Below are 26,416 nucleotides of genomic sequence, written 5' to 3' on the forward strand. Positions count from 1 at the left end.
TTAAGCACTTATGTTTTTAGCAAAGTCGTCTGACCGTAAGCGCCTCATAAACTCGGTTATTCATCGTTATTGTGTCATTTATCTTTTTTTTCTTAAAAATGATAATTTGATAATAGCCCTTGAATAGCGAGACATACGTTTATATATAGACGTCACGTGTTGAGTAAACACACCAATAAGTAAGGGATGGGAATAACTAGTGAGCGACATGGTAAAAAATACCTTATTGTGGCTGGTGGTAATCGGCGTTTTAGTGCTGGTGTTTAGCGGCTTTGATAAATCATCTGAGCCCGATAGCCTTAACTACTCTGAGTTTGTGACCGCAGTGTCAGAAAACCAAGTGGCCAGTGTTGAAATCGATGGCGAGCAAATCACCGGCGAAAAGAAAAATGGTTCATCATTTGAAACCATTCGACCAGCTGTGGCTGATGAGCAGCTGATGCCGCTCTTGCGCGAGAATCAAGTGGAAGTGCAAGGTACAGCGCCTAAACGTCAAAGTGTCTTGATGCAACTGCTAATAGCCAGTTTCCCAATTTTATTAATTATTGGTCTGTTCCTATTCTTTATGCGTAATATGCAAGGCGGTGCTGGTGGTAAAGGCGGTGGTCCGATGAGCTTTGGTAAATCAAAAGCCAAAATGCTGACTGAAGACCAAATCAAGGTTAACTTTGATGACGTTGCTGGCTGTGAAGAAGCCAAAGAAGAGGTCGTCGAAGTGGTTGAGTTCTTACGAGATCCTGATAAATTTACCAAGCTTGGGGCGACAATTCCACGCGGTATTTTGATGGTCGGTCCTCCAGGTACGGGTAAGACGCTACTAGCAAGAGCCATCGCTGGTGAAGCCAAAGTACCGTTCTTCTCTATTTCAGGTTCTGATTTCGTTGAGATGTTCGTCGGTGTCGGTGCCTCCCGTGTGCGTGATATGTTCGAGCAAGCAAAGAAAAGTGCGCCTTGTATTATCTTTATTGATGAGATTGATGCGGTTGGTCGTCATCGTGGCTCTGGTATGGGCGGCGGTAATGATGAGCGCGAGCAAACGCTGAACCAATTGTTGGTTGAGATGGATGGTTTTGAAGGCAACGAAGGCGTTATCGTCATTGCTGCGACTAACCGTGCTGACGTTCTAGATAAAGCACTATTACGTCCAGGTCGTTTTGACCGTCAGGTACAAGTTGGCTTGCCAGATATTAAAGGTCGCGAACAAATCCTGAAAGTACATTTACGCAAATTACCGAACACCATCGGTGTTGATGCTCATGCATTAGCGCGTGGTACCCCCGGGTTTAGTGGTGCGCAGCTCGCCAACCTTGTGAACGAAGCGGCGTTATTTGCCGCACGTCGTAACAAGCGCAGCGTTGATATGAATGACTTTGAAGATGCAAAAGACAAGCTTTATATGGGTCCTGAGCGTAAATCAATGGTCATCCGTGAAGAAGAACGCCGTGCAACAGCGTATCATGAGGCTGGTCATGCCTTGGTCGCTGAGCTGTTACCGGGCACCGACCCTGTTCATAAAGTGACTATTATGCCACGTGGTTTTGCCCTTGGGGTTACTTGGCAGCTGCCTGAGCACGACCAAACCAGTATGTACAAATCAAAAATGCTCAGCGATATTGCGATTTTATTTGGTGGTCGTATTGCGGAAGAAGTATTTATCAATCAAATGTCAACGGGTGCCTCAAACGACTTTGAACGTGCAACCAAAATGGCACGAGCCATGGTGACCAAATATGGTATGTCAGAAGCGCTAGGTATCATGGTCTATGAAGATGATGATAGCTCACAAGGTTACTTTGGTGGCGGTGGTCGCACGATCTCAGAAGCGACGCAGCAAAAAGTCGACGAAGAAGTACGCCGTATGCTGGAAGAGCAATATGATATCGCGCGCGAATTGATTGAAGGCAATCAAGAAAAAATACATGCGATGGTAGATGCTTTGATGAAATGGGAAACCATTGACCGTGATCAATTGCAGGATATCCTAGCAGGTGAGGAGCCTCGTCCGCCTAGAGTCTATCAGCATAATGAAGTGAATTTATCAAAAAATGATATTAAAACAGTGAATTCAACACCGCCGCCATTACCAGCGATGTAGTTTCAAGTATATTAATATCCCATTTATTAACGATAGAAAAAGCTCTTTTTGACAAAGGGCTTTTTTGTTGCCACTATTTTATGAAGGCTTTAGAAGAGTATAAGATTTGCTGCTATCATAGACAGTGATAATTACCACTAAAACGATTTTTATCAATTGAATTGATAATGGATAAGTTATGTCATTATTTCAAGTATTGCCTACTTATGCGGTGACGAGTCGCGATAAAACTTTAGATTTATCGCAGCCGCATATTATGGGTATTTTAAATGTCACACCAGATTCCTTTTCTGACGGTGGTCAGTTTAATGCTATCGATAGCGCACTTGCTCATGCTAAAGAGATGATTGCCGCAGGGGCAACCATTATCGATATCGGCGGTGAATCTACCCGTCCCAATGCGGACGCTGTCGCTCCTACTGAAGAGAGACAGCGGGTCGTTCCCGTGATCAAAGTGATTCGTCAGCAGCTCGGCAATGATATCTGGCTCTCTATCGATACCAGCGACCCTACAGTTATGCAGGCAGCTTTTGAGGCAGGCGCAGATATTTGGAATGATGTAAGGGCGCTTAAGCGTGATGGCGCGGCGGCAATGGCAGCCAAGCTTGATATTCCTGTCATGCTGATGCATATGCGCGGTGAGCCGACGACAATGAATAACCTTGCACAATATGACGATGTGATTGAAGAGGTCAGTGCCGAGCTGGCAGCCCGTATCGATGAAGTCACCAGTATTGGCGTTAAGCGTGAAAAGATTATTATTGATCCAGGCTTTGGCTTTGCAAAAGACTATAATCATCATCGCGCGCTATTAAGCCAGCTGACACGGCTGCAGGCACTTGGATTGCCAATGATGTTTGGCATTTCACGTAAGCGCTTTTTAGCGGAAGTACTGACCAAGAGCGGAGTTGAAGCCGTTGCCACTACCCAAGCGATAGATCGTGATGCGGTAGGAACGGCTGCTGGCCTCTTTGCGCTGCAGCAGGGCGCTAGTATCATACGCACGCACAATGTCGCTATGATGCAGCAAGCTGTGGCATTATGGCAGCAATTAGCGATGTATAATCAGAGCTAATGCCTTTTTATGACATGTCTTTTTTATAAACCGCATATTTATAAAACACATATTTATAGATAGCGCTAAATCCTATCATTTTTTAACCTTAATACTTATTTAAACGTCTATTCATCTGAATGCCATTTAAACTTATGAGAATACTTTTATGACAAATACCACTCAGCCAGAACCAAGTAATCAACCAGAGCCAACCCTTGAGCAACGCCGCATTATTTATCAAGCACGCCGTGGATTGAAAGAATTAGATTTTTATATTGACCCTTATATTAAAGAGTTATATTTAACGGCTGACCCTAGCGAACAAGCAACTTTTGCAGAAATGCTGACCCATGAAGACCCTGATTTATTGGATTACTTTACCAACCAAAGCCGTCCAGAAAATGAGGCCATATGGGATTTGGTCAATAAAATTAAGACATGGCGCCATAGTAAAAGCATGATGTAATCGCTTAAAATTTTCCTTTAAAACTATATGCCTTAAAGATTTATAAATATAAGCATGCTCGGGTATTCAATGATGATATCGCTAACTTCGCTACGTATTGACGCCCCTATCAAGCCTGCAAGCTATTTACGCATGTTGTTTTATATAGTTTTAGCAAGTGTGATGGTTATATTGGCAGGGCTTGCCTCATTGGCATTATGGCAGTACGTACTGATATTTGTGGTTAGCGCTGCCGTCGTCAGTTATTTGGCGTTATCGCGACCTATATTGCTACATCTAAGCCAACCGCCATTGGATAAAAGCGTTTATCAATATTGGCAACTACTCATGCGTACCAGTCGCGGCGATACTTTATGGCAGGCGGAGCTCGCTGCGGTCAGTAGCTATCAGTGGGTCATGTGTTTTCAGTTTATTATTAAAGAACCTTATCAGCGCCATTTATCAGTGACAGTGTTTCGTGATCAAGTCAGCACGGAACACTGGCGCGAGTTAATGATTTTGGTGAATACCATTTCTCATAAAACCTCATAAATAACGTCTGTCTCATTTGCATGACTATCATCCCTTTTATCTATGTCACCTTATAATCGCTAACGATCTACTACATGCCATAACAAAATGCCTATCTAGAGTGAGAAAGAGATTTGCTATATTGCAAGTAAGTATCAGCAGCTTATTTGCCTTAATGCTTGTTTATAAGGATTTGCCATACTTTTGGTCAATAATTATTTGCATGAACAAAGTAAATAGAAGCTTTTGACGATCAATTTTTTATAATAAAAAGGAAGCGATTATGAGTTTATTAGGGAGTTTAGTGAGTCAAGTGGCACGCAGCGCGATGGACCCAGAAGATGCGCAGCGCAATCCTGTCAATCAACGCATCAACCCACGTCGTACTGGCGGACTTGGTGACATATTAGGCAGTGTATTTGGCGGCGGCAATCAGTCAGCTGGTTATAGTCCGCAACAGCACGAGCGCCGCTCAGACAATGGTTTTGGCTTAGATGATATAATCGGTGGTTTAACAGGGGGTAATCAACGCGGTAGCAATATGGGTGCTGGCGGCCTTGGTGATATTTTAGGCAGCGTATTGGGTGGTCAGACGACAAGAGGCGGCTTTGGTGGTAAAGGCATGTTGATTGCAGCGCTTATGCCTATGGTGCTCAGTTGGATTAAACGTAATGGTGGTCTAAGTGGCGCCTTATCGAAAATCACGGGTATGGGCTATGAAAATCAAGCGCGTTCTTGGATGAGTAATCAAGAGCCTAACGATAATTTAGATCCTAATGAGATTACCCGTTTATTCGATGAAAGCGAAATCCAACAGGTCGCCGCGCATACCGGTGCAAATGAGATGGAAGTACGTCAAGGTCTCGCCGAGTTACTGCCCGAGGTGATGAATCAATTGACGCCTAACGGTAATTTAGATAACGAACCTGAAGCCAATGAAGAGATTGATCAGATTATGAATCAGTTATCGAGCCGCTTAGGGACATTGAAGTAGAATAGTGGTGTCTCATTATTCTTAGAAAATCGTTCTAATAAAAAAGAGTACATGTGCATGTGCTCTTTTTTTCTCATATCGTTTCGTTAAGCTTATAAGATTTTTATGAAAAACCGTGAACCAAAACAATAAGTAGCTTTAAAAGTTTTATAATGACGGTATCATTTATTTAGTGCTGCTTTATAGAAGAGGTTTATTTAAGGATGCTTTAGCCTAAAAAAGAGTGGTGACTAAGGGTTAAGGGTGATAAGGATATAAATACTTTATAAGGATACTGACTCATGCCATTTAAACCTATCCAAGCAGCAATTGCTATCCTAGTTGGTTTGATCATTTGGTTTGTTATCCCTGTACCAAGTGGGGTCACACCAGAAGCGTGGCATATGCTGGCTTTATTTATCGCCACCATTGTTGCCATCATTGGTAAGGTTTTACCCATTGGTGCCATTGCCATTATTGCCGTCACCTTAGTGGCGCTTACCGGTGTGACCAATGAGAGTCCAAAAGATGCGATCAGTGACGCCTTATCGAGTTATTCAAGCCCTCTAATTTGGCTTATTGGTATTGCAGTGATGATATCACGCGGCTTGATCAAAACGGGTCTGGGTCGGCGTATCGCGTATTATTTCATTTCTATCTTTGGTAAAAAAACTATTGGCGTTGCATATTCTTTGACCGCCGCAGAGCTGATGATAGCACCTATTACGCCGTCTAATACCGCTCGTGGCGGCGGTATTATTCACCCAATTATGAAGTCGATTGCGCAGAGCTTTCATTCTACGCCAGAAGAGGATACCCAAAATAAAATTGGCCGTTATTTAGCCATGGTCAATTATCATGCAAATCCGATTACGTCGGGCATGTTTATTACCGCCACTGCGCCCAACCCATTGGTGGTAGATTTAGTCAACAAGGCAACAGGTAGTGAGATTCAGTTGTCATGGACAACTTGGGCAGTCGCGATGTTTATACCAGGAATGTTATGTTTGTTATTAATGCCACTGGTGATTTATCTGATTTATCCGCCCGATGTTAAAGTAACGCCGGATGCGAAAGAATTTGCCAAAGACAATCTAACGGAGATGGGTCAGGTAAGCCTGCAAGAAAAAATCATGTTGGGCGTCTTTGCCCTGATGCTGATATTGTGGGCCAATATTCCTGCTCTAATTTTTGGCGAACAGCTCAGTGTTGATGCGACCACCACCGCGTTTATTGGTTTGACGACATTGATATTGACTGGTGTATTGACTTGGGATGATGTACTCAAAGAAAAGTCGGCATGGGACACCATCATTTGGTTTGGTGCCCTTATTATGATGGCCTCATACCTTAACAAACTCGGTCTCATCAGTTGGTTTTCAGGCAATATCGAATCAATGATTGGGATGATAGGAGTCGGCTGGATCGGCGCTGTGGTTATTTTGACATTAGTGTATCTGTATATTCACTACTTCTTTGCCAGTACCACCGCGCATATCACCGCATTGTTTGCCGCTTTTTACGCCGTAGGATTAAGCTTAGGCGCACCGCCGATGCTATATGCGCTTATTTTGGCTGCCGCTGGTAATATTATGATGACGCTTACCCACTATGCAACGGGTACTGCGCCCGTCATTTTTAACTCCGGCTATGTAACGTTAGGTGAGTGGTGGATTATTGGGGCCATTATGAGTGTGGTCAATTTAGTCGTATGGATCGGTGCAGGTTTGGTTTGGTGGAAGCTGCTCGGCTATTATTAATGACTGTGGTTGATGATTAATGATTAGTGCTGAGCACTCAAATTAGCTAAAAGCGCTCGTCTAATGTCTCTAAGGTATAATTTAGTGCCGCAAAGCAGATATCGGTATTAAAGCCGCGATATTGTAAAAACCGCAGCTGCTTTGCTTTGTCTTTTTGATCAGTGGGTATGTCATCGCCGTATTTTTTGGTACGTGCGGTGACAGCCAGTTTGAGCCAGTCAATACCATCGACTAGATTCTCCGCGCTATCCTCTATAAATTCGCTAAATTCTTCCGATTCTGCGTTGGCCATATCGATTAGCTCATCGATATTACTGGGCATAGCCATTTTTTTACGATAAAACTCCTGCCTAATACGCCCATGTCCCCGACCCTTACGGATATTTTCACGAATAAGCATAAGCGTGGTGCGGTAATCACTTTGATAGCCTTTCTCTTCAAATTCATCGAGCAGGGCATCGATTTTCTCTGGATCTTGCTCTTTATCAATCAGTTTTTGCTTAAGCTCAGCCTTGCCATACTCACGACGCGATAAATAATAAAAGGCCAACCAGCGCAAGCGGCTTTCTGCTTTGATAGCATCGATATCTGCTTGACGTTGTTCAGGGGTGCGCAGATAAGCTTTAAGTGCAGCCGGTAAGTTGTCGGTTTGGCTATCAGCTTCATTATTGGTCGCCGTTAGCGTACAGGAATGACCCGAGCTTTCTAGGTTTTGCCCCGTGTTAATCTCAGCATCAGAGTTACCGTTGTCTTTATCGCCGTGGATATCTTGCTTAACTTCAGCCAGTATCTCTTTAATGCTTTGTGCTGCTGGAGGTTGATAAGCGGGAACATCACTAGGCTCAGGGGTGAAATTTGCCGCTGGATGAAAACGCTTTTTACGTTTACCATGGGTTTTGTGCTTTTTGAACTCGGAAGATTTTTGATGAGTAGAGGAGGGATCGTCACTCGATTCTATATCAACTATAGATTCATCGGATAGAGAGTGCTCTTTACCATGACGGGTCGCGCCCTTGTAGGTTTTACCCAGTTTTTTAGGCTGGTTTTTATAAGAGTATTGAGAAGGGCTAGGAGATTTAGTGAGCCTTTTTGATTTAACATTAGGATTACTCGCTGCATCGGCGTCCGATTCAACGAGTATTTCAGCTAGGGTTTTAATTTTCATAATAAATCATGATTGTTGATAACGGGACATCATTAAACCACTATTGTACAGGTTCAGAAGCCAGCTCTTCATTGGCTTCGTTGATATCTGTTACTTTAGCTTCTTTTTTTGACCCAAGTTTTTCATCACGAATTTTAGCTTCAATTTCTTGTGCAATGGCAGGATTTTCTTTTAAGAATAATACAGAATTGGCTTTACCTTGACCAATTTTTTCATCGCCATAGCTATACCAAGAGCCTGCTTTACCCACGGCACCAATCTCAACACCCAAGTCAATCACTTCGGCTAAGTGGTTGGTACCTTCACCATAAGTGATTTCAAACTCTGCTTGGCGAAACGGCGGTGCCATTTTGTTTTTAATCACTTTAACACGGGTTTGGTTACCGATGATTTCATCACCGTTTTTAACCGCGCCGATACGGCGGATATCCATACGTACTGAGGCGTAGAATTTCAGCGCATTACCACCAGTGGTGGTCTCAGGGCTACCGAACATCACACCGATTTTCATACGGATTTGGTTAATAAAGACCACCATACAGTTAGAGCGTTTGGCATTACCGGTAATTTTACGTAGCGCTTGGCTCATCAGACGTGCTTGCAGACCCATATGAGAGTCACCCATCTCGCCTTCAATCTCTGCACGCGGCGTCAACGCAGCCACGGAATCAATGACAATCATATCAACCGCCCCTGAGCGTACCAACATATCGGTAATCTCAAGAGCTTGCTCGCCGTTGTCAGGCTGCGAGAGTAACAGCTCATCAGTGTTCACCCCAAGCTTACGCGCATAAACAGGATCTAGAGCGTGCTCAGCATCGATAAAGGCGCATACACCGCCTTGCTTTTGGCATTCTGCAATTGCTTGCAAGGTCATGGTGGTTTTACCTGAGCTTTCTGGGCCATAAATCTCAACGATACGGCCTTTTGGTAGACCGCCAATACCAAGTGCAATGTCCAGACCCAACGAGCCTGTCGATACCACATCCACATCCATAATGGCAGAGTCATCACCTAGATGCATGATGGTATTTTTTCCAAACTGCTTTTCGATTTGACCAAGGGCGGCTTTAAGGGCTTTGGCTTTATTCTCGTCCATATAGGACTCCTAGTTATTGATAATGAAATAATAAGTATGCTAGTTATTTAGAACCATTCATCGTAAAGAGCTTGCTTAATGGGGTAGCTTACGGCTTCAATCGACAGTAAGGAGTGTTTTTAAGCAAGTTTGAAGTGGATGGACATATTAGGTTTAAGGCGGTGATATCGAATATATCATCCTACTATACAGTAAAATTCAATAAGGAGAAAAGCAAAAAAAAGTTCATAAATATTGCTGGTACATAAGCATAATAATGGTCGTGAGCTTATTCAACACGTGCTTTTTACATACTTTCTGAGCTATCCGGTTTTATATCATTGTTAATTAGATAAGGTAATTATAACAAAATCCAAGGCCTATATTGAGGTTGCTAAGCGGCTAAACGACAGTGAGTGTCGTATGGATTTCTAGTTAAATATTCATAAAATAGGTTTGCGCTAGCTCTCAATTTTGAACTTGATTACAGACTTATTTGTCAATAGATTTATGAGTTGTCCACAATAAATAAAGTGTTTTTTTTAGGGTTTGTGAAACATCCCTAGTAATGAAATTAATATATGAAAATATTAAAAATATATTATTTTACTTTCAAATACAACGTAAGTTATTGATTATAAATGTTTTTCAAATTGTACAAAAAATGAACGATTTTATCTAACCCTTTAAGCTATCTAGGGAAAAGCTTGTCAAGTGGCGACTTATACACAGGGTTATCCACAGCTTATGGGGAGAACTCACGAAGCCCTTACGCTATCAATGTTTGCGCAGATATGAAATATCGTGTGCAAGCCAAATATAGGGTATTTTGATTTTTGCAAATTTAAATTTAGCAACAGAATTGCCGCATAATGCTTATGTTTCACATATAGTTTGCGGATATAGAGCAATCAGTTAAACGCTTTGATGTCTTTAAAGTAGTCAATACGACACCCGAAGCCTTATATATCAACAGATAAACTAAGGATGGAGAAAAGCTCAGCCATAAAAAAGCGGCTAAGTACTTGGTAGGTATCTTAGCCGCTATATGGTAATAGCGCTAGCGAGCTCAGTCTTTAATATAGATTAAATCCCAAACGCCATGTCCGCGCTCTAGACCGCGGCGCTCAAATTTAGTCATTGGACGAAAGTCAGGACGGGCAGTGAAGTTACCTGCGCCTGCTTGATTACTAAGCCCTGTAAAACCATCTAAAACTTCAACCATCCAAAAGGCATAATGCTCCCAGTCAGTGGCAGTATGGAACCAGCCGCCTTGCTTTAAGCTGCGCGTGACAATTGCCATGCGCTCAGGGCTGACGAAACGGCGTTTGTAATGACGCTTTTTTTGCCATGGATCAGGAAAGTAAAGCTGGATACGATCGATGTGGTTTTCCGGTAGCTGTTTAAGCAACTGGATAGCATCACCGTTGATAATTTTCACGTTGGTTAAACCTTGCGTACCTGCCATATAAGCGCATTTTCCGATACCTGGCTCATGGACTTCGACGCCAACGAAATTACGCGTCGGCTCAGCAGCTGCCATCTCAATAAACGAATCACCCAGTCCAAAACCAATCTCTAAGGTCAGCGGTGCTGCACTGCCATTAGGACTGTCAGTGAATAATGCGCGCAAATCATCGATGCCATCAAGATTACCATCACCAAAACTGTTATTGACCAAGTAATGCGCAAACTCTGGCGCAGTCAGTGCCAGTTCAGCATTTTTATTCATATGCGTACGGCGTTTCATAAAGGTATTGACGATACGAATGTGCTTGTCCGTTGTAGGCTCAGACTGGCTGTTAGAATCAGCATCAACGCTAGTCGCAGTGTGAGTTGCTGAGTTTATGGTACTCATGTTATTCGTAGTATTAGGGTTTTGTTCATCAGTAGTATTAGTACCAGTGATGTTGTCATTGATATCAGGATGTTGACTCATAGGATTAACAAGGCTTAATTAGGTGGGTAAAGTTGCTTCATTATAAGTTAAATCGTTACGACTGTGAACGGACAATCCAATTTTAGCGAGCTTGCTATGTATCCCTGTGTTTCTCTATCCTATATAAGGCTATATACAGATTTCTTATATACAGATTTCTTATATATAGATTTCTTATATATGGGTTTTCTACAGCTGGCTTTTGGCGTTATCATATAAGAAGAATCATTGCGTTAAAATTTCTGCTTAATAACAAGTAAGGCTTATCATCATGTTATTTATCGAGACCGATTCGCCGCCACCGTTCTATCAAGAGCAATTAACTCCTGCTAAGCGTCAACAGCTGGATAAGTGGTTTATTAGCCAGCGTAGCCAGCGCTATTATCTTAAGCGTTTTGAGGAGTTTGATAAGCAGGGTTATCTGTCACCAAAATGGCATTGGGCAGCATTCTTTGTTACCTTTCCTTGGCTACTTTATCGTAAACGCTATATGGATGCGATTGTCTATAGCGTCGCAGGTTGGTCATTTATTCAACTTAATGTGGCGTTGATATTGGTAGCGTTTGAGTTTGTAGCGATGCCTTATATTGCCGATACTTATCAGATGGCCATACGTATCGTTATCGCGGCGCTGATTTGGCTATTTTGGTCATTTATGGTCGCACGTTGGACGGATGCTTATTATTACCGCATGGCGCGCCGCGAGATTGCTGATGCTATCAATGACTATCCGCGCGATGAGGCGGCGCAGAAAGCGCATTTGCAAAAAGAAGGTGGGGTGAGCTTATTTGGCTTGAGCTTAGGCTTTGGGTTTTTTGCCTTTGCTTTAATGGTGATAAAAGTACAGTTTTTGCCAATTATTGCCAAGCCCAAAGAAAATGAGGTCTTATTTGATGCCTATGATACGGCTAAAACAGCGCAAAATCGCGTGGCGCTGGCGTATCGGCAAACAGGACAGTGTCCTGTTACTCTTCCTCTAGACATGGGCACGCAGCAAGTACGTATTGATATCGATACCAAAGCCGCTGGCGTGACAGCAACGGATTGCGCCGTTATTGCTACCATTCAAAACGTCAAATTTCCGATACGCTATCTAAATGAGCAGACGCTGGTCTTTTACCATTTGCCAGATAGCGATAATTGGGACTGCATGAGCTCGCTCAATAAAAGGCAAGCGCCTAAAAGCTGCAGTGAGGATTAGAGTTTCGTGACGCTCAGTGTTTAGAGTCAGTAGCGAGATCGTCTTTATCATCGACAGGGATTGCTTGGCTTTTTAGGGCGTCATAAAAATCGGTCAAATCCATTTTACGGGCTTTATCAATGTCTTCATCAAATAAGCTCTCAAGCTCTGCCATCGCAGATTGTTCTGATTCAATCATGCTGGCTTCATCACCATAAATCGCTTGCTGACGTTCAATCAAATCATCATCATAATCACGGAAGGTTTGTACGGTTTCGCGAGCTTTTTCTGGCGAAATACCTAGCAGCTGTAGCGATTCACGCGACATATCCAAAGACGATAAATATGTCTCCCGCCAAATATGACGCACACCAACTTCACGTAAACGGTAATAGTGCTGGCGGTCACGGGCGCGCGCCAAGACAATCATGTCGGGATAGTTTTTACGCAAGTATTGGGCGGTGGTAATAGAGCGCTCTAAATCATCGATGGCGAGAATAAAGACCCGTGCTTTTTTGATACCAGCGGCGCGTAGTATTTCGGGGTTTTTCGGGTCGCCATAATAGACTTGGTTACCAAACTTACGCACGAAATCGACTCGATTTGCCGAGCGCTCAATGGCTGTGAATTCGATATTATGCATACGCAACACGCGACCAATAATCTGACCGACGCGCCCAAAACCGGCAATAATCACCTGATGTTCATGATCAGGAATAGTGTCGTACTCGCGACTTGGTTTACTTTTGGCAAATAATGGCTCACCTATTTTTTCTAATAACAAGAATGCCAGTGGCGTGAGTGCCATAGAAATGGTTACGATAAGATTTAAGGTGTTGGCAAGCTCGGGGCGCAAGACATTTTGCGCCGTTGCGACACTAAATAAGACAAAGGCAAATTCACCACCTTGCGCAAGCGTCACGCCCAATCGGATGCTGGTCGGCCAGCGATTGCCTGATACTTTTGCAATAGCGGTAATGACACCGAATTTAATCACCATCAATGCCATGGCGCAGCCGATGATAAACACAGGCTTCGCTAAGATAAGTTTGACATCGGTCAGCATACCGACCGACATAAAAAATAGCCCGAGTAGCAGCCCTTTAAAAGGTTCGATACTGGCTTCCAACTCGTGGCGATACTCAGAATCTGCCAGCAGCACTCCAGTTAAAAACGCCCCCAATGCCATCGATAAACCAATTTGCCCCATCAAAATAGACACACCCATCACGATAAATAAGGCGACGGCGGTTAGCAATTCTGACGCGCCACTGGATGCTACAAATTTAAAGAAAGGTCGAATGATATAGCGGCTGGCAAAGATGAGTCCGGCAAAGACGGCAAAGACCTTGCCAAAATAAATCAAGTCGTAGCTTTGCTCGCGTACCCCTGACAAGAATGGAATGATTGCTAATAAGGGGATAACAGCAATATCTTGGAATAACAAAATCGTAAAGGCTTCACGACCATGGGTACTAGAAAGCTGCTGTTTTTCTGTTAGTATTTGCAGTACAAAAGCGGTCGATGAAAGGGCGAGACCATAACCGACGATAAAAGCAGTATCGAGCGGTAACGCAAAAAACTGATGTAATAGCCACATCAATAGCGTGCCGGTCAGACCGACTTGTAATCCACCGAGGACAAATATCGAGCGCCGTAGTGCCCATAAACGGGAGGGTTGCAGCTCAAGTCCGATAATAAACAGCAGCATGACCACGCCAAACTCAGAGAAGTGCAATAAGCTTTCCGCGTCGCCTGCAACATCTAAAGCACTAGGGCCTAATATGAGACCGGTAATCAAATACCCTAACACCGTCGCAATACCGAAGCGCTTGCCAAGTGGCACAAACAGCAGCGCTGCCCCCAAGAAAATCGTAGCTTGTAACATTAAATTTGGTGAGCCGGTGGCGGCAGCGAACATCTGGAATCCTTAGCAGTAACGATCAAATAAGCAGTACAACAGGGGTATATCAACAAGCAAAAACCTTAGCATAGGTTATTTTTTACGATAAATCTTCCACACGCCATTATCTGCCAGCGCATTGGTATAAGCATCGTTACGGCGCTTACGCGGAGTCTGGCGGCTATCGACAATTTTAAAATCGGGCAGGGCATGAACGATAAGCCCAGTGCGATAAAAGCGGACGCGCTCAGGCTCTAGCATCTCACCTTTGTTATCACGGCAAAATACATACGCGCGCAAATCGATAAATTCACGATGTGCTACCAAACGCGCCTCATCATCATTATCAAATACGGCGCTCATACGCGCAATTTCATCGGCACTGTAATTGCCACATTTATCAGTAAGTGCGCCGACCGAACCAAAGCTTTTGGATTCTTTGGCTCGGGTTTTGGTCAGATGTAGCCTTTGCACATGATAGATAAATTGCGGTATCTCAAGGCTGGCTGGTAGCGGTAGATAATCGGGCGGTAGATTGGCAGCAGGATAAAACGCCATCGCGCGCTCAAGCAGATTATGCCAACGCTGCTGATAGGCTTGGACTTCGGCTAAATTGCCTTCATAAATAGGCATATCACGGATTTGACGCAAAATATCAGGCGGGAACTGCTCATCTCGAAAGCTGGCAATATCTTCTTGCAGCGTTGATAGCAATGCTTTGGCATGCTTTTTACCCTCTGTTGAAATAGGGTCATCAATGTAGCTTGGAGCAACGAAAGGAGCGGAGCGTCTCGACATGGCAGAAGGTCATCAATTGGTTATGAATAAGGGTTTTAAGCCTTAAGTATACAGAATTTATATGAAAAATATGGCGGCGCGGCCAAATTTTCCATTATTTTTAACATGCTCTTACAATGATAAAAATCTGCATGATATAAGCTTATTTGAAATAAAGGCTTTTAATTTGTCTTTTTTAAGTCTCTTTCCGAGGAGCAGTTTTTATGCGCAGTCATTTATCTCCTTTGTCTACTCATGATGAGTGGCGCAGATTATTAAACACCTTTAGTAAAATAATTTTAAGGATTTTTGGTGCAGGATTGGCACTGTTATTTGGAATTTAGTTGCTGCTTGCGTCCAATATGAGACCTGCTTATCTGCCACATATCATGGATGGTGTGTTAAATTTTTGGATTCGCATGACGTTGTTAGGGTTGGAATTAGGTATTTGGTTAGTAACAGCAATTTGGATGATTTATATAATGCTGCGTTATGGCCATCACTTTATAAAGAGTTATTTGATAAAACGTCGCCCATAACTAACAACTAGATAGGCAACGTTTTAATTGATACTTACATCAAGGGTGGAGTTTTAATATGTCGTATCTAGCTTCTTAATGTCTAATAGTTAATGTCATAGGCTTAATGGTTGTGACCAATATGACTAGTGGTATCAGGTGTTTGCTGTGAGATATCACAAACTAAGGCATCGCTATGCGTCTTGGTTTGCGGATGCGATAAGCTTTCAACCTGAATAGTCGCATGGTGAATATCAAGTTCAAGCAGGCTTTGTTCTAGGTTAGCAATCAAGATGCTGGATTCATAAATACTCATTTCGCCATCAACGACCACATGACAAGATAGGGCGTTGAGACCACTGGTGATGCTCCAAACATGCAGGTCATGGACTTGTCGTACTTGCGGATGGGTGAGTAGTTTGTCCTCAACCTCCACCAGCGATATTCCCTCTGGTGTGCCTTCCATTAAGATATGTACCGAATCACGGACGACGCGGTAACCACTAAACAAAATCAGTATGGCGACTATCACTGAGGCTGCTGCATCTGCCCAAACCCAGCCGAAGCTCATCATCAAAAGTGCGGCAACAATAGCGGCAACCGAACCCATCAAGTCACTTAGTACATGAAGGTAAGCACTTTGCATATTAAGATTGACTGGTGTTTTGCCCTCATTTTTTCCGTGATTGTCCTCGTTACTGTCAGCATGATTATGTCCATGGGTATCTCCACTGCGACTGCCGCGGTGCATTAGCCAAGCGACCAAAATATTAACCAACATACCGATTGTAGCAACGATAAGCATACCTTGGGTGGCAATTTCAGGTGTTGAATTAAAGCGTTTAATCGCCTCATAAAAAATCATGATGGCAATAATAACCAACGTGGCACCATTGACTGTCGCGACTAAAATCTCAAAGCGTTTATAACCGAACGTCTTTTGATGGGTAGCTGCTTTTTCACCAATCTTAAATGCCATTAACGTAGCGCCAAGGGCTACGGCGTCACTGAGCATATGACCGGCATCAGATAATAGCGCCAAACTACCGGTGAGCCAGCCGCCGATGGCTTCGATAAACATATAGATAGTAATAATGATAAAACTAAATAGCAAAGTACGCTGATAACCCTTGGTATCACGCGGTGCGACCGTTTGCTCTAGATGTTCATCGTGGTCATGGTTATCCTGATTATCAGAGGTATAACTGTCTTTAGCATAATGAATTTCCTTATCCTCTTGACCGTGTCTATGGTTCTCAGCCGCAGTATTCTGATGAGAATCATCATTGGTTTCAGGTTCTTGATGGTTTTGATTCATAACAACACTCAGGATGATAGAAGGTGATATTGATTGTGTGTGAAGCTGAGCTTACCGTGCAAAACTAGACAGATATAAAGAATTTAGCACATTTAATAAATGCTTGCTGTATCTAGGCGGTAAACGATGAATCGCCTATATTGAAGAGTATTCTTTAATAACGGATAACTATAGAGTAATAATGGGAATTGGAGACCAATGATTAGGAGGCAGACGTTACCAGCCGATAGGGTCAATATCCAAGGTCAGCTTCAAATATTTGGTACTTGGCAAGGCAAGTACAGGCTGCCACCATTGGCTTAATACACGATGTAATTGTTGTCTATCTTTGCCTAACAGCAGCAATTGTACATAGTAGCGACTGTTCTTTTTACTCATGGGTGCATCGATAGGACCCAGAACCGCTAGATTATGACCATTTGGTAAAATAGCAATCGCGTCTTTAAGCGCTTGCGTAGTGGTGGCAAGGGTTTTGCCTTCACAGCGTATGAGGGCAGCATAACTATGCGGTGGCAAGCCCATCATTTTACGTTCTTGCAATAGCTCACGTGCGAATGATAAATAACCATCTTTTACCAATTTTAATAACAGCTCATTATCGGGTTGCAAGGTTTGAATGAGTACGCGGCCAGACTTATCCCCGCGCCCAGCACGCCCTGCCACCTGAATCATCAATTGTGCAGTATGTTCCGGCGAGCGAAAGTCTGCTGATAAAAAGCCACGATCAGCGTTAGGTAAGCAAACCAAGGTGACATTCGGGAAATGGTGACCTTTGGCGACCATTTGCGTACCGACTAAGATGGCAGGATTACCTTGATTGATACGCTGATAGATATTTTCCCAACTGTCTTTACGTCTGGTGGTATCGCGATCGATTTGGATAATTGGGTATAGCTCTTTACTGGTCTGCGGATTGGCAAAAATCGCATGCAGGTTTTCGCTCAGTCTTGTGGTGCCTATGCCTTTGGCGTCCAAATTTTGACTGCCACAATCAGGACAAGTCGTCGGAATATAGGCTTGCCAATCACAATGGTGGCATTTCAAATATGAATTGTATTGTGATTGGCTATTATAATGAACCGTTAAATGTGCATCACAGCGTGGACAATCTGCCTGCCAACCGCAAGCCTCGCACAATAAAACAGGGGCATAGCCGCGACGATTTAAAAATATTAATACTTGATCGCCCGCTTCTAGCGTTTGCCGTATCGCACCGATGAGGGCATCGGTCAGACCTGTATCATAGCGAGCGCCGTCGTCCGTCGTCCGTTGATGGGTACTTTGCAGTCGCGCATCAATAAGCTGCATGGTTGCAGGTTTCGCATTGCCAGGGCGAGTCAAGAGTTGGCACTCTATCAATTTGCCATCATTGACCAGTTTTAGATGCTCAAGCGAAGGGGTTGCAGTACCAAGTACGACAGGGATATTGGCTTGTAGTCCACGGTAAAGCGCGACGTCAGCAGCATGATAGCGCAAAGTATCTTGCTGCTTATAAGAGCCATCATGCGCTTCATCCACGACAATTAAGCCTAAATCTGCAAAGGGATATAGCACTGCTGAGCGCGTCCCAATGATGATTTGAGCATGACCTGTACGGCAATCTTGCCAGCCTTGCAAGCGGTGAGTATTGTTCATACCGGAATGTAGCAAGACAATATGAGCGGCAAAGCGACTGGCAAAACGCGCACGCGTCTGCGGTGTCAAGCCAATCTCTGGCACCAAAATCAATACCTGCTTGCCCGCTTCTAATACTGCTTGCATGGTTTGCAAATAGACTTCGGTCTTGCCACTACCGGTGATACCGTTTAATAAAAATCCCGTATAGCGATTAGCTTCATGAGCAGCAATAATCGCGGTCACGGCGAGTTGTTGCTCGTCATTGAGGTCAAGGGGCATGGTCGCTACTTTAAAAGGGGCAGGTGCTTGTTTGTTCTGAATATAGCGTTCGATAAGACCTTTTTCTTCTAACCCTCTTAAAAAACTGCGCTGCATACCTTCTAATAGCAGAATATCTTCACTAGCACCGCGTTCGCCGTGCAGCTTTAGTATATCAAATTGTTGCTTCTGCTTTTTTGCATTGGCACGAAAGTCGCCGTCGCTCGCATGCGGCAAAACTCGCCAATGGGTAATCAGTAAATCCAGCGGCTTACCTTGACGCACGAGAGTTGGCAACATGACCGCTAAGACGTCACCGAGCGGATAGTGATAATAACGTGCCAACCACTGCGCCAGCTTTAGCATACTGGCATCTAAAATTGGCTCAGCATCTAAGCATTTATTAATGGGTTTGAGCTTATTGAGGGGTACGCCGCTATCCGCCGCCACAATATGGGCCACGACGATACCGATTAAAGTTTGACGACCAAAGGGTACTTCGACACGGCTACCGATAGGCGGTATGTGAGGTGAAGCGCCATTTGGCAAGGGGCTCATATTTGCCGGCAAGCTATAGTCAAATACCCGATAAAGGGGCACGGGTAGCGCAACTTGTAGCAACATAAAAGGGCTTCACAGTCTTATCAGATGAATAAGGAATAGGAATAAAAGCTAAAACATAAACAGATGGAAACTAATAAGCCTAGCATGATGCTAAGCTTATTATGATTTCACGTAAAACAGTAGGGCTTAATGAAGCTCAATAGCTGTCTTATTCAATATACATAATAGATTCGATTTCAACCACACCGCCTTTAGGTAGCGCGGCGACTTGTACGGCTGCGCGGGCAGGGTATGGCTCGCTTAAGTTGGCGACGAATACTTCGTTCAAGGCGGCAAAGTCATTTAAGTCGGTCAAAGAGACATTAAATTTGACCACATCATTTAAGCTGCCGCCAGCCGCTTCGCAGATGGCTTTGATGTTTTCAAATACTTGCTTCGCTTGCGCTTCAAAACCTTCTTTTAGCTCCATAGTATCAGGGTCAAAACCCAACTGACCTGAAATATAAACAGTATTGCCTACTTTTACCGCTTGTGAATACGTGCCAACGGCGGTTGGTGCTTTATCAGTTTGAATGGTTTGACGAGTCATCTTATGTCCTTATGGTGTTTTTTGATATTTGTTTGGCTAAAAATTTAGCAAAAACCTTTAGGCTATGGCGAAAGCTTGATATTAAATATACAGGCTACTGCCCAATATTTAAAAGATATGGATTTTAACATTTATTTTCACTGAGTTTATAGCTGATATAGCCGGATAATATTGGGGAAGCCAAGTAATGAGCGTAGTTCACGAATACCTTGCGCTAAATGATTGCGACTACGAACCACGATATGAATAATGGTGTCGCTGCTACGCACGTCGACCTTTTCGACCCCCATATTTAACTGGCGCAGATGATAAATCACTTCACTGATTTGCTCATCACTTAGGGCAATTGAGAGTTTTAGGTAAGCAGGGAAACGAATTTTGCTACCGTGTTCATCTGAGTCACTTTGCTTGATGGCTTTATCATTGCGCCAACGTAATTGGATAACCTGATAAGGATTGTCTTTACGGATATCGTCCAATGAAAAACATTTATGTCGATGAACAACCAAACCATGACGGGATAAATGTCCAACGATAGGATCGCCATAAATCGGATGACAACAATTGGCAAAATCAAGCTCAACGCCTGACGCATTAACAATCAACTGCTGTGGCTGGGTCATATCATCGATATGTTCTTGCGACTGAAGGTCACAGACCTCATCGCTAAACAAACGCGTGACCACCAGTTGCGGCAGTAGCGTACCCGAGCTTATTTGCTCAAATAGCGCATTTTTTTCTGTGAGACCGCGCCATTCAGTGAGGTTTTTCCAATCGCTATCAGTTAAGTCATCGAGACTTTTCTGATAAGTTTTTAGCGCCCGATCCAAGGCTTGCATGCCGTGATGCTGCTTATCCGCAGGAGATAAGTCTTTAAACCAGCGTAAAATCTCTACACGCGCTTTATTGGTGACCACAAAGCCAAGCCATTCGGCTTTTGGTTCAGAGTGGCTGCTGACTTCAATTTCTACCAACTGTCCGTTTTTAAGCACCGTGCCAAGCTTGGCATGCTTATTATCGACATTGGCACCGACGGCGACATTGCCGACCATGGGTCCAACGGCATAAGCAAAGTCTAGCGCGGTTGCCCCCTGTGGTAGCTCATAAGCGCGCCCTTGTGGACTGTAGCAGATGATTTTGCTCGAGTGTAGATAGTCCATCAGCTCATTGATGGTAGAGACGGCTGCTGAAAAGTCAGGGCTGTCCTCATTTAAAGTATCTTCATCGACCAGATCTTTCATATTACGTAATGACGCTTGAATGACCGATTGACTGACATCGGAGGCATGTTCTGCGCCAATGACCCCAAGCCTTGCCGCATTCTGCATTTGCTTAGTTAAAATCGTCACTTTGACCACGTCATTATCGCGCTCATAGATAAGGGTGAGCGACTGATTACCGCCAGGTAGAGGACGACGAATATTATCAGCGATATGAGTGTCATCAATCTGATACTTTTTAATCAGGTAATAAGCCAACTTGTCACAGGCTTCGATGTTATCAAGGACAATCTCAAACGCATAATGGCGTAATAGCGCATTGATTTCACCGCGATTGCGGAAAAACTGCCGGAAGATAACCACGCGATTGTCTAAGACTTTAACCATGCCATTAAGATCAAGATTATTAAGAACAATACTTAAATAACGATGAATGGCTTCTCTTTGAAAATTGCGTCCAAGCCCATGTTGTAGCAGCTTATCAGAAATCTTGTTATACATTTCAGAATCAAGGTTACGATAACAAAGCACTTCGATATAGTCGGCAATATCATTGAGACCCATCAAACGCGCAAAGGGGACATAAAAATCCAAGGTTTCTTGTGCCGTGGTACGCTGTTTTTCAGGACGTACCGCATCCAAAGTCGACATATTATGCAGGCGGTCAGATAGTTTGATAATCAGTACACGCGGATCAGCAAGGGTAGCGGTCAAGATTTTATGAAAAGTGGCGGCCTTGTTTTCTTGTTTGTTATGCGCCGATGATTTTAATTTGGTCACCCCATCAACCAGTCTAGCCACTATTTTGCCGTAACGCTGCTCAATCTGCTCAGCACTGACCTCGGTATCTTCGACTGTGTCATGGAGGATTGCTGCAATAATGGTATCTCGATCCAAGCGAAAGCCTGCCAAAATTTCAGCAACGGCAATCGGATGGGTGATATAAGGCTCCCCTGATTTACGCTTGTCTTTGATATGTGCCATATCACCGAACTCACAGGCATCAATAATATCACTGCGTTCAGCCGCATTGAGATAACCTACTGAGCGCAGTAGATTATATTGAGCATCATCGACTAAAGGATGACTGAGTTTGGGCAAGGTTTGACTCATAAAGTGGTGATCCTATTTTCCAATACCTATTTATCAGCTCAGGGCGGTTCGTTGATTCAAGACTGTTTGGGTACATGGTGACTGAATGAATGCTGACCTACGCTACAAAAGCTTAATGGAACAAAGCTAAAAAACGGGCAGACCACCCTCTAATTAATCGTAAATCGCATTCAATGTCAACTGCTAAGCGCGTAGGCTATGCAAAAATTAAGAAATTCCAACTCAATGGTAGGATTTTCGCTATAAGTGGTCGTTAAAATTAGCAACTGCTCAGTATTTGCTCAGGGTTATAGCTTGGTATTATGATTATTATCAGAATAAGTAGTGTCATAAATATGCTTATAACCAAAAAACCACAGCCTATGCTGTGGTTCTTGTTATTTAGGGTGTCAACACTTGATAGAGTGGTCGTGCAAATTAAATACGAAAAGCTGGCTTATAAAACTATATTAAAAACCATGATCGCCTGACAATGCTAAGTCTAGTGAGCTTGTAGCAAAGTTATGCTCTGGCTGATTTAGAATGTCGCGAGTGATTTTGCCAGCGGCAATTTCACGCAATGCCAATACGGTAGGCTTGTCGTTATCAACATCAACCAACGGTTCAGCGATACCTTTGGCTAACTGACGGGCGCGCTTGCTTGCGACCAATACCAGCTCAAAGCGATTATCAACATTATCCAAACAATCTTCAATCGTCACTCGTGCCATAAATAGCTACCTCGGTTGTTTTTATTAGTTACGGAACTTGCCCGGCGCTCAATAAAAATAATATCAAAAATATAAAAGGGGGATAGTTAGGCATTATAGCATTTTTTGCTTAGGCGCGTAGTTGCTTTTTATATCTGCCGCTATCTATACGCCCAATAGTCAGATAATACGATTTTAGGCTTTGCCTTTATTTTCGGCTACTCTTCTACTTTAGTATTGAGTAAGTTGCTAATAGTGCGATGATAACGCTGCTGTTGGCGTTTAAGCGTCTGTCTGTCGGCAACGATAATGGATTTTAGCTCAGTTAAAGCCACTTCGAAATTGTCATTAATAATGACAAAATCAAAGTGCACATATTGCGCCATTTCTGTCACGGCACCTGCCAAACGCTGCTCAATGACTTCTAGCGTATCTTGCGCGCGCGTTGATAAGCGTTGACGTAAAGTGGCAATACTGGGCGGCAGAATAAAAATCATCGTCGCGTCGGTAAAGATTTTTTTAACTTGCAGCGCCCCTTGCCAATCAATCTCTAAAATGACATCGACGCCTGCCTCTAACTGCGCACGCACGCTTTGCTCTGAAGTGCCATAATAATTGCCAAACACTTCGGCATGTTCTAAAAACTGTCCTTCACCGATAGCCGTCACAAATTTATCAACATCGGTAAAATGATAATGATGACCATCAATCTCACCGGGACGCGGGGCGCGTGTGGTATGCGACACGCTAACCGTCAAGTCGTTGGTGGTAGCTAATAACTGCTTTACCAGTGAAGTCTTACCTGTACCCGAGGCGGCGGTAATAATAAATAATGAACCTGTCATAAGATTTATCCTAGTGGAATGTGGCCTAGTAAAATGTGTGCTAATAAAAGACCAAAAGCTATTTTAGTAACAGCTAGAAACTGGTAAAAAGAAAAAACGCCATCAGGTATGGCGCTAGGGATTGTCATTGATTTGTCATCGATGCGTTATTATAAACTGCTTTTAGTGCTTTTATTTTAATTAGCACAGGATTTTAATTAGCTAGCCTTTTTTATAATGTGGTTTTTTTGCATTAAAAGGCGCTTTTGCTAATGTAAAGTTAAAACGCTGGTATTATTGAGAGCAACATTGTCATAAGAACATTGGTATTTTCAAATAGAGCTATTTTCAAAGGCAGTAAAAGCAAATTATGCTAAAGTAGAGCATTGATTTTATCCCAGTTTTTGATGTGAAGCTGTTTGATGTTCAGCTTTAACTATAAATTATCTAATGATAGGCCTTCTTATGCAAATTTATCTTGCCAATCCACGTGGATTTTGTGCTGGTGTGGACCGTGCGATTGCAATCGTAAACGAAGCATTAACACGTTTTGAGCCGCCTATTTATGTGCGACATGAAGTCGTCCATAATAAATTCGTGGTGTCTGATTTGGCCAATCGTGGGGCGGTTTTTGTCGAAGAACTCGATGAAGTACCCGATGGCTCAATCGTTATTTTCTCTGCTCATGGTGTCTCAAAAGCAGTCGAAAATGAAGCTGAGCGTCGTGATTTGACAGTATTTGACGCGACCTGTCCATTGGTCACCAAAGTGCATATAGAAGTGGCAAAGTTTGCCCAAGATGGTATGGATGCGGTACTGATTGGCCATGCGGGACATCCTGAGGTGGAAGGCACCATGGGTCGTTTTAATCGTCGCCATGGCGGGCAGATTCATCTGGTCGAAAATGAAAGCGATGTCGAGGCTTTGAGCGTACAAAATGCTGAGCACTTGGCGTTTGTGACCCAAACAACCTTGTCAATGGATGATACCGCACGCGTCATTGATGCGTTACGCAAAAAATTCCCTAATATTCAAGGCCCGCGAAAAGATGATATCTGCTATGCCACCCAAAACCGCCAGGATGCGGTAAAAGACTTAGCCGGTCGTTGTGAGGTAGTCTTAGTCGTTGGCTCGCCTAACTCATCAAACTCTAATCGTCTGCGCGAGTTGGCCGAACGTATGAGTTGCCACGCATATTTGATTGATAATGCGAGCGAGATGAAGCGTCAATGGTTCGATGGTGTACAAAGCGTTGGTGTCACCGCTGGGGCATCAGCGCCTGAAGTATTGATTCAAGAAGTACTGCAACAACTGCAGGATTGGGGCGGTGATTTACCGAGTGAGCTGTCAGGTATCGAGGAAAATGTCACCTTTAGCTTACCGAAAGCCTTACGTATTCCGGTCACGCAAGTAGGTAAATAGCATGAATAAGCAGAAAAAGAAATTCGTCTTGGCAGAAGCTACTGTTGATGAGATTAATAAACAGTTGAAAATTAATATGTTAGTGATTGTTATGCTGATATTCATGCTCGTTCTTAACGCCACGCAATTTATGAGAGACTATAGTCTGTTATATGGTGCGCTTATTGCTATTATGGCCTTTTTCTTGTTTATCATGGCCAAAAGTCGCACGCTGCTAACGATGAGAAAACAAGAGCTTACTCAGTAAATAATAAAGGTAAGCTAAGTCTACTCATAATGATGACAACACCCTCATGATGACAACGCCCACTACTTACCGCAATTAAAAGCACTGAGTAAATGAGAAAGATTGGATCAAAATTTAAGGATAGTCATGTCAGCTTATTATCATTTTATTAAACGCGAACAACAACAGGATGGCGTCATCGTCACCCATTATCAGCCAACCAAGCACGCACAAGGCGCTTGGAATGAGCATGAGCAGCATATGGCACCAGCGACAGGTTTACTCACAGCTGAGCTAAAAAGTTTTGCCCCACAAGAAAATGTGCGCATTGCTCGTATCGGCCTCGATATTTTAGGATTGATACCGCTCGATGACTTTACGATTACCACCCGTTGTATCCGTCCAGGTAAGACCATTGAGCTAATAGAAGCCGTGATGAGTAGTCGCGGTCGTGATGCGATTATTGCGCGTGCGTGGCGTCTTATGACCCAAGACACCAGTGAGATTGCAGGACTTGAAGACCAAAAAGCGCGGCATCAACCTGAAGAATTACCGGTTTGGGATGATATAAAAGGCTGGCCGGGTGGTTTTATCGACAGCGTGCGCTTAGTGGCTGACCCAGACCGTCGTCCTGGTCGCGGTATGGTATGGATCACCAACGATCTCGATATGGTAGAGGGAGAAACCACTGATGATCTCGTGCATCTACTCGGTATGGTCGATACCGCCAATGGCGTGGTACCGCGGCTTGGACTTGGCTTATCAAAGTTAGAGTGGATGTTTCCCAATACCGATTTGCAAATCCATATGCATCGTACGCCAACAGGAAAATGGCTAGGTATTGAAGCCGTACAGCAATATGGCGCGGATGGCATAGGACTCACCAGCGCCGTGCTGCATGATATCCATGGTCCGTTTGGCCGTAGCGAGCAAATCTTGACGATTCGTCAGATGCCACGCTAGTTTTATATATTGAATAGTCGTCATTTCAATAACAGATTTAGTACGATGCCTAAGCGAGTTGTCGTATTAAAGTAAAATCTAGCTTAAGGAAGTGTATTAGCTTGTTATGTAAAACAAATTGAAAGTATGTGATTAATTTATTATACAAATAAATGAAAATCAGTTGTAATGGAAGCCAACGAGACGGCAAAG

At 43.5% G+C, this 26,416-nt stretch carries 21 protein-coding genes; 10 read left to right on the plus strand and 11 right to left on the minus strand.

Annotated elements, in window-relative coordinates:
- The first annotated feature begins 199 nt into the window (after positions 1–199).
- From ftsH to FQ084_RS00915, 6 genes are all read left to right on the plus strand, one after another.
- A complete protein-coding gene (gene ftsH / locus FQ084_RS00890) occupies positions 200–2,095 on the plus strand; it encodes an ATP-dependent zinc metalloprotease FtsH (protein ID WP_149488767.1) in 1,896 nt (631 codons plus the stop codon).
- A gap of 178 nt (positions 2,096–2,273) precedes the next feature.
- Positions 2,274–3,170: a dihydropteroate synthase gene (gene folP, locus FQ084_RS00895; RefSeq protein ID WP_149488768.1), complete on the plus strand. Its 897-nt coding sequence runs from the start codon at positions 2,274–2,276 to the stop codon at positions 3,168–3,170.
- Between the two features lie 148 nt (positions 3,171–3,318).
- The gene (locus FQ084_RS00900) at positions 3,319–3,618 is read left to right on the plus strand and encodes a succinate dehydrogenase assembly factor 2 (RefSeq protein WP_149488769.1); all 300 of its coding nucleotides are present in this window, start codon (positions 3,319–3,321) and stop codon (positions 3,616–3,618) included.
- Positions 3,619–3,690: 72 nt separating this feature from the next.
- On the plus strand, positions 3,691–4,149 hold the full coding sequence (locus tag FQ084_RS00905) for a hypothetical protein (RefSeq protein ID WP_149488770.1): 459 nt from the start codon (positions 3,691–3,693) through the stop codon (positions 4,147–4,149).
- Positions 4,150–4,411: 262 nt separating this feature from the next.
- Complete coding sequence (locus FQ084_RS00910; protein WP_149488771.1) at positions 4,412–5,122, plus strand: YidB family protein; 711 nt, start codon at positions 4,412–4,414, stop codon at positions 5,120–5,122.
- Positions 5,123–5,403: 281 nt separating this feature from the next.
- Positions 5,404–6,861, plus strand: a complete 1,458-nt coding sequence (locus FQ084_RS00915) for an anion permease (RefSeq protein WP_149488772.1) — start codon at positions 5,404–5,406, stop codon at positions 6,859–6,861.
- A gap of 46 nt (positions 6,862–6,907) precedes the next feature.
- Here FQ084_RS00915 and FQ084_RS00920 read toward each other — a convergent pair whose 3' ends face one another.
- The 3 genes from FQ084_RS00920 to trmB all read right to left on the minus strand — a co-directional run bounded on the left by FQ084_RS00920 (position 6,908) and on the right by trmB (position 11,043).
- Positions 6,908–8,026, minus strand: coding sequence for a regulatory protein RecX (locus tag FQ084_RS00920; protein WP_149488773.1), 1,119 nt, complete (start codon positions 8,024–8,026; stop codon positions 6,908–6,910).
- Between the two features lie 40 nt (positions 8,027–8,066).
- Positions 8,067–9,125 carry a recombinase RecA gene (recA, locus tag FQ084_RS00925; RefSeq protein ID WP_149488774.1) on the minus strand — a complete coding sequence of 353 codons (1,059 nt, stop codon included), beginning with the start codon at positions 9,123–9,125 and terminating at the stop codon, positions 8,067–8,069.
- Between the two features lie 1,048 nt (positions 9,126–10,173).
- Positions 10,174–11,043 carry a tRNA (guanosine(46)-N7)-methyltransferase TrmB gene (trmB, locus tag FQ084_RS00930; protein WP_149488775.1) on the minus strand — a complete coding sequence of 290 codons (870 nt, stop codon included), beginning with the start codon at positions 11,041–11,043 and terminating at the stop codon, positions 10,174–10,176.
- 271 nt (positions 11,044–11,314) lie between these two features.
- Here trmB and FQ084_RS00935 point away from each other — a divergent pair, with 271 nt between their 5' ends.
- The gene (locus FQ084_RS00935; protein WP_149488776.1) at positions 11,315–12,244 is read left to right on the plus strand and encodes a DUF2628 domain-containing protein; all 930 of its coding nucleotides are present in this window, start codon (positions 11,315–11,317) and stop codon (positions 12,242–12,244) included.
- Between the two features lie 13 nt (positions 12,245–12,257).
- On the opposite strand, the gene FQ084_RS00940 is transcribed toward FQ084_RS00935, so the two are convergent.
- From FQ084_RS00940 to gmk, 8 genes are all read right to left on the minus strand, one after another.
- Entirely contained in the window at positions 12,258–14,144 is a 1,887-nt protein-coding gene (locus FQ084_RS00940; RefSeq protein WP_149488777.1) for a monovalent cation:proton antiporter-2 (CPA2) family protein, read from the minus strand.
- 75 nt (positions 14,145–14,219) lie between these two features.
- On the minus strand, positions 14,220–14,924 hold the full coding sequence (locus tag FQ084_RS00945; RefSeq protein ID WP_149488778.1) for a hypothetical protein: 705 nt from the start codon (positions 14,922–14,924) through the stop codon (positions 14,220–14,222).
- Positions 14,925–15,545: 621 nt separating this feature from the next.
- A complete protein-coding gene (locus tag FQ084_RS00950) occupies positions 15,546–16,739 on the minus strand; it encodes a cation diffusion facilitator family transporter (protein ID WP_149488779.1) in 1,194 nt (397 codons plus the stop codon).
- A 216-nt stretch (positions 16,740–16,955) separates the two neighbouring features.
- Positions 16,956–19,238 (minus strand): primosomal protein N', encoded by a 2,283-nt coding sequence (locus tag FQ084_RS00955; RefSeq protein ID WP_149488780.1) that lies wholly within the window; start codon positions 19,236–19,238, stop codon positions 16,956–16,958.
- Positions 19,239–19,386: 148 nt separating this feature from the next.
- On the minus strand, positions 19,387–19,767 hold the full coding sequence (locus FQ084_RS00960; RefSeq protein WP_149488781.1) for a RidA family protein: 381 nt from the start codon (positions 19,765–19,767) through the stop codon (positions 19,387–19,389).
- 146 nt (positions 19,768–19,913) lie between these two features.
- Positions 19,914–22,100: a RelA/SpoT family protein gene (locus FQ084_RS00965; protein ID WP_149488782.1), complete on the minus strand. Its 2,187-nt coding sequence runs from the start codon at positions 22,098–22,100 to the stop codon at positions 19,914–19,916.
- A 449-nt stretch (positions 22,101–22,549) separates the two neighbouring features.
- Positions 22,550–22,810: a DNA-directed RNA polymerase subunit omega gene (gene rpoZ, locus FQ084_RS00970; RefSeq protein ID WP_149488783.1), complete on the minus strand. Its 261-nt coding sequence runs from the start codon at positions 22,808–22,810 to the stop codon at positions 22,550–22,552.
- Positions 22,811–23,007: 197 nt separating this feature from the next.
- The gene (gmk, locus tag FQ084_RS00975) at positions 23,008–23,634 is read right to left on the minus strand and encodes a guanylate kinase (protein WP_149488784.1); all 627 of its coding nucleotides are present in this window, start codon (positions 23,632–23,634) and stop codon (positions 23,008–23,010) included.
- A 444-nt stretch (positions 23,635–24,078) separates the two neighbouring features.
- Between gmk and ispH the strand changes: the two genes are divergently transcribed.
- The 3 genes from ispH (at position 24,079) to FQ084_RS00990 (ending at position 26,224) form a co-directional block, all read left to right on the plus strand.
- On the plus strand, positions 24,079–25,035 hold the full coding sequence (ispH, locus tag FQ084_RS00980) for a 4-hydroxy-3-methylbut-2-enyl diphosphate reductase (RefSeq protein ID WP_149488785.1): 957 nt from the start codon (positions 24,079–24,081) through the stop codon (positions 25,033–25,035).
- Between the two features lies 1 nt (position 25,036).
- Positions 25,037–25,282, plus strand: a complete 246-nt coding sequence (locus FQ084_RS00985; RefSeq protein ID WP_149488786.1) for a hypothetical protein — start codon at positions 25,037–25,039, stop codon at positions 25,280–25,282.
- 126 nt (positions 25,283–25,408) lie between these two features.
- Positions 25,409–26,224, plus strand: a complete 816-nt coding sequence (locus FQ084_RS00990; RefSeq protein WP_149488787.1) for a thioesterase family protein — start codon at positions 25,409–25,411, stop codon at positions 26,222–26,224.
- Positions 26,225–26,416 lie beyond the last annotated feature (192 nt).

It is taken from the genome of Psychrobacter sp. ANT_WB68 (genome assembly GCF_008369115.1).
Taxonomy (GTDB): Bacteria; Pseudomonadota; Gammaproteobacteria; order Pseudomonadales; family Moraxellaceae; genus Psychrobacter.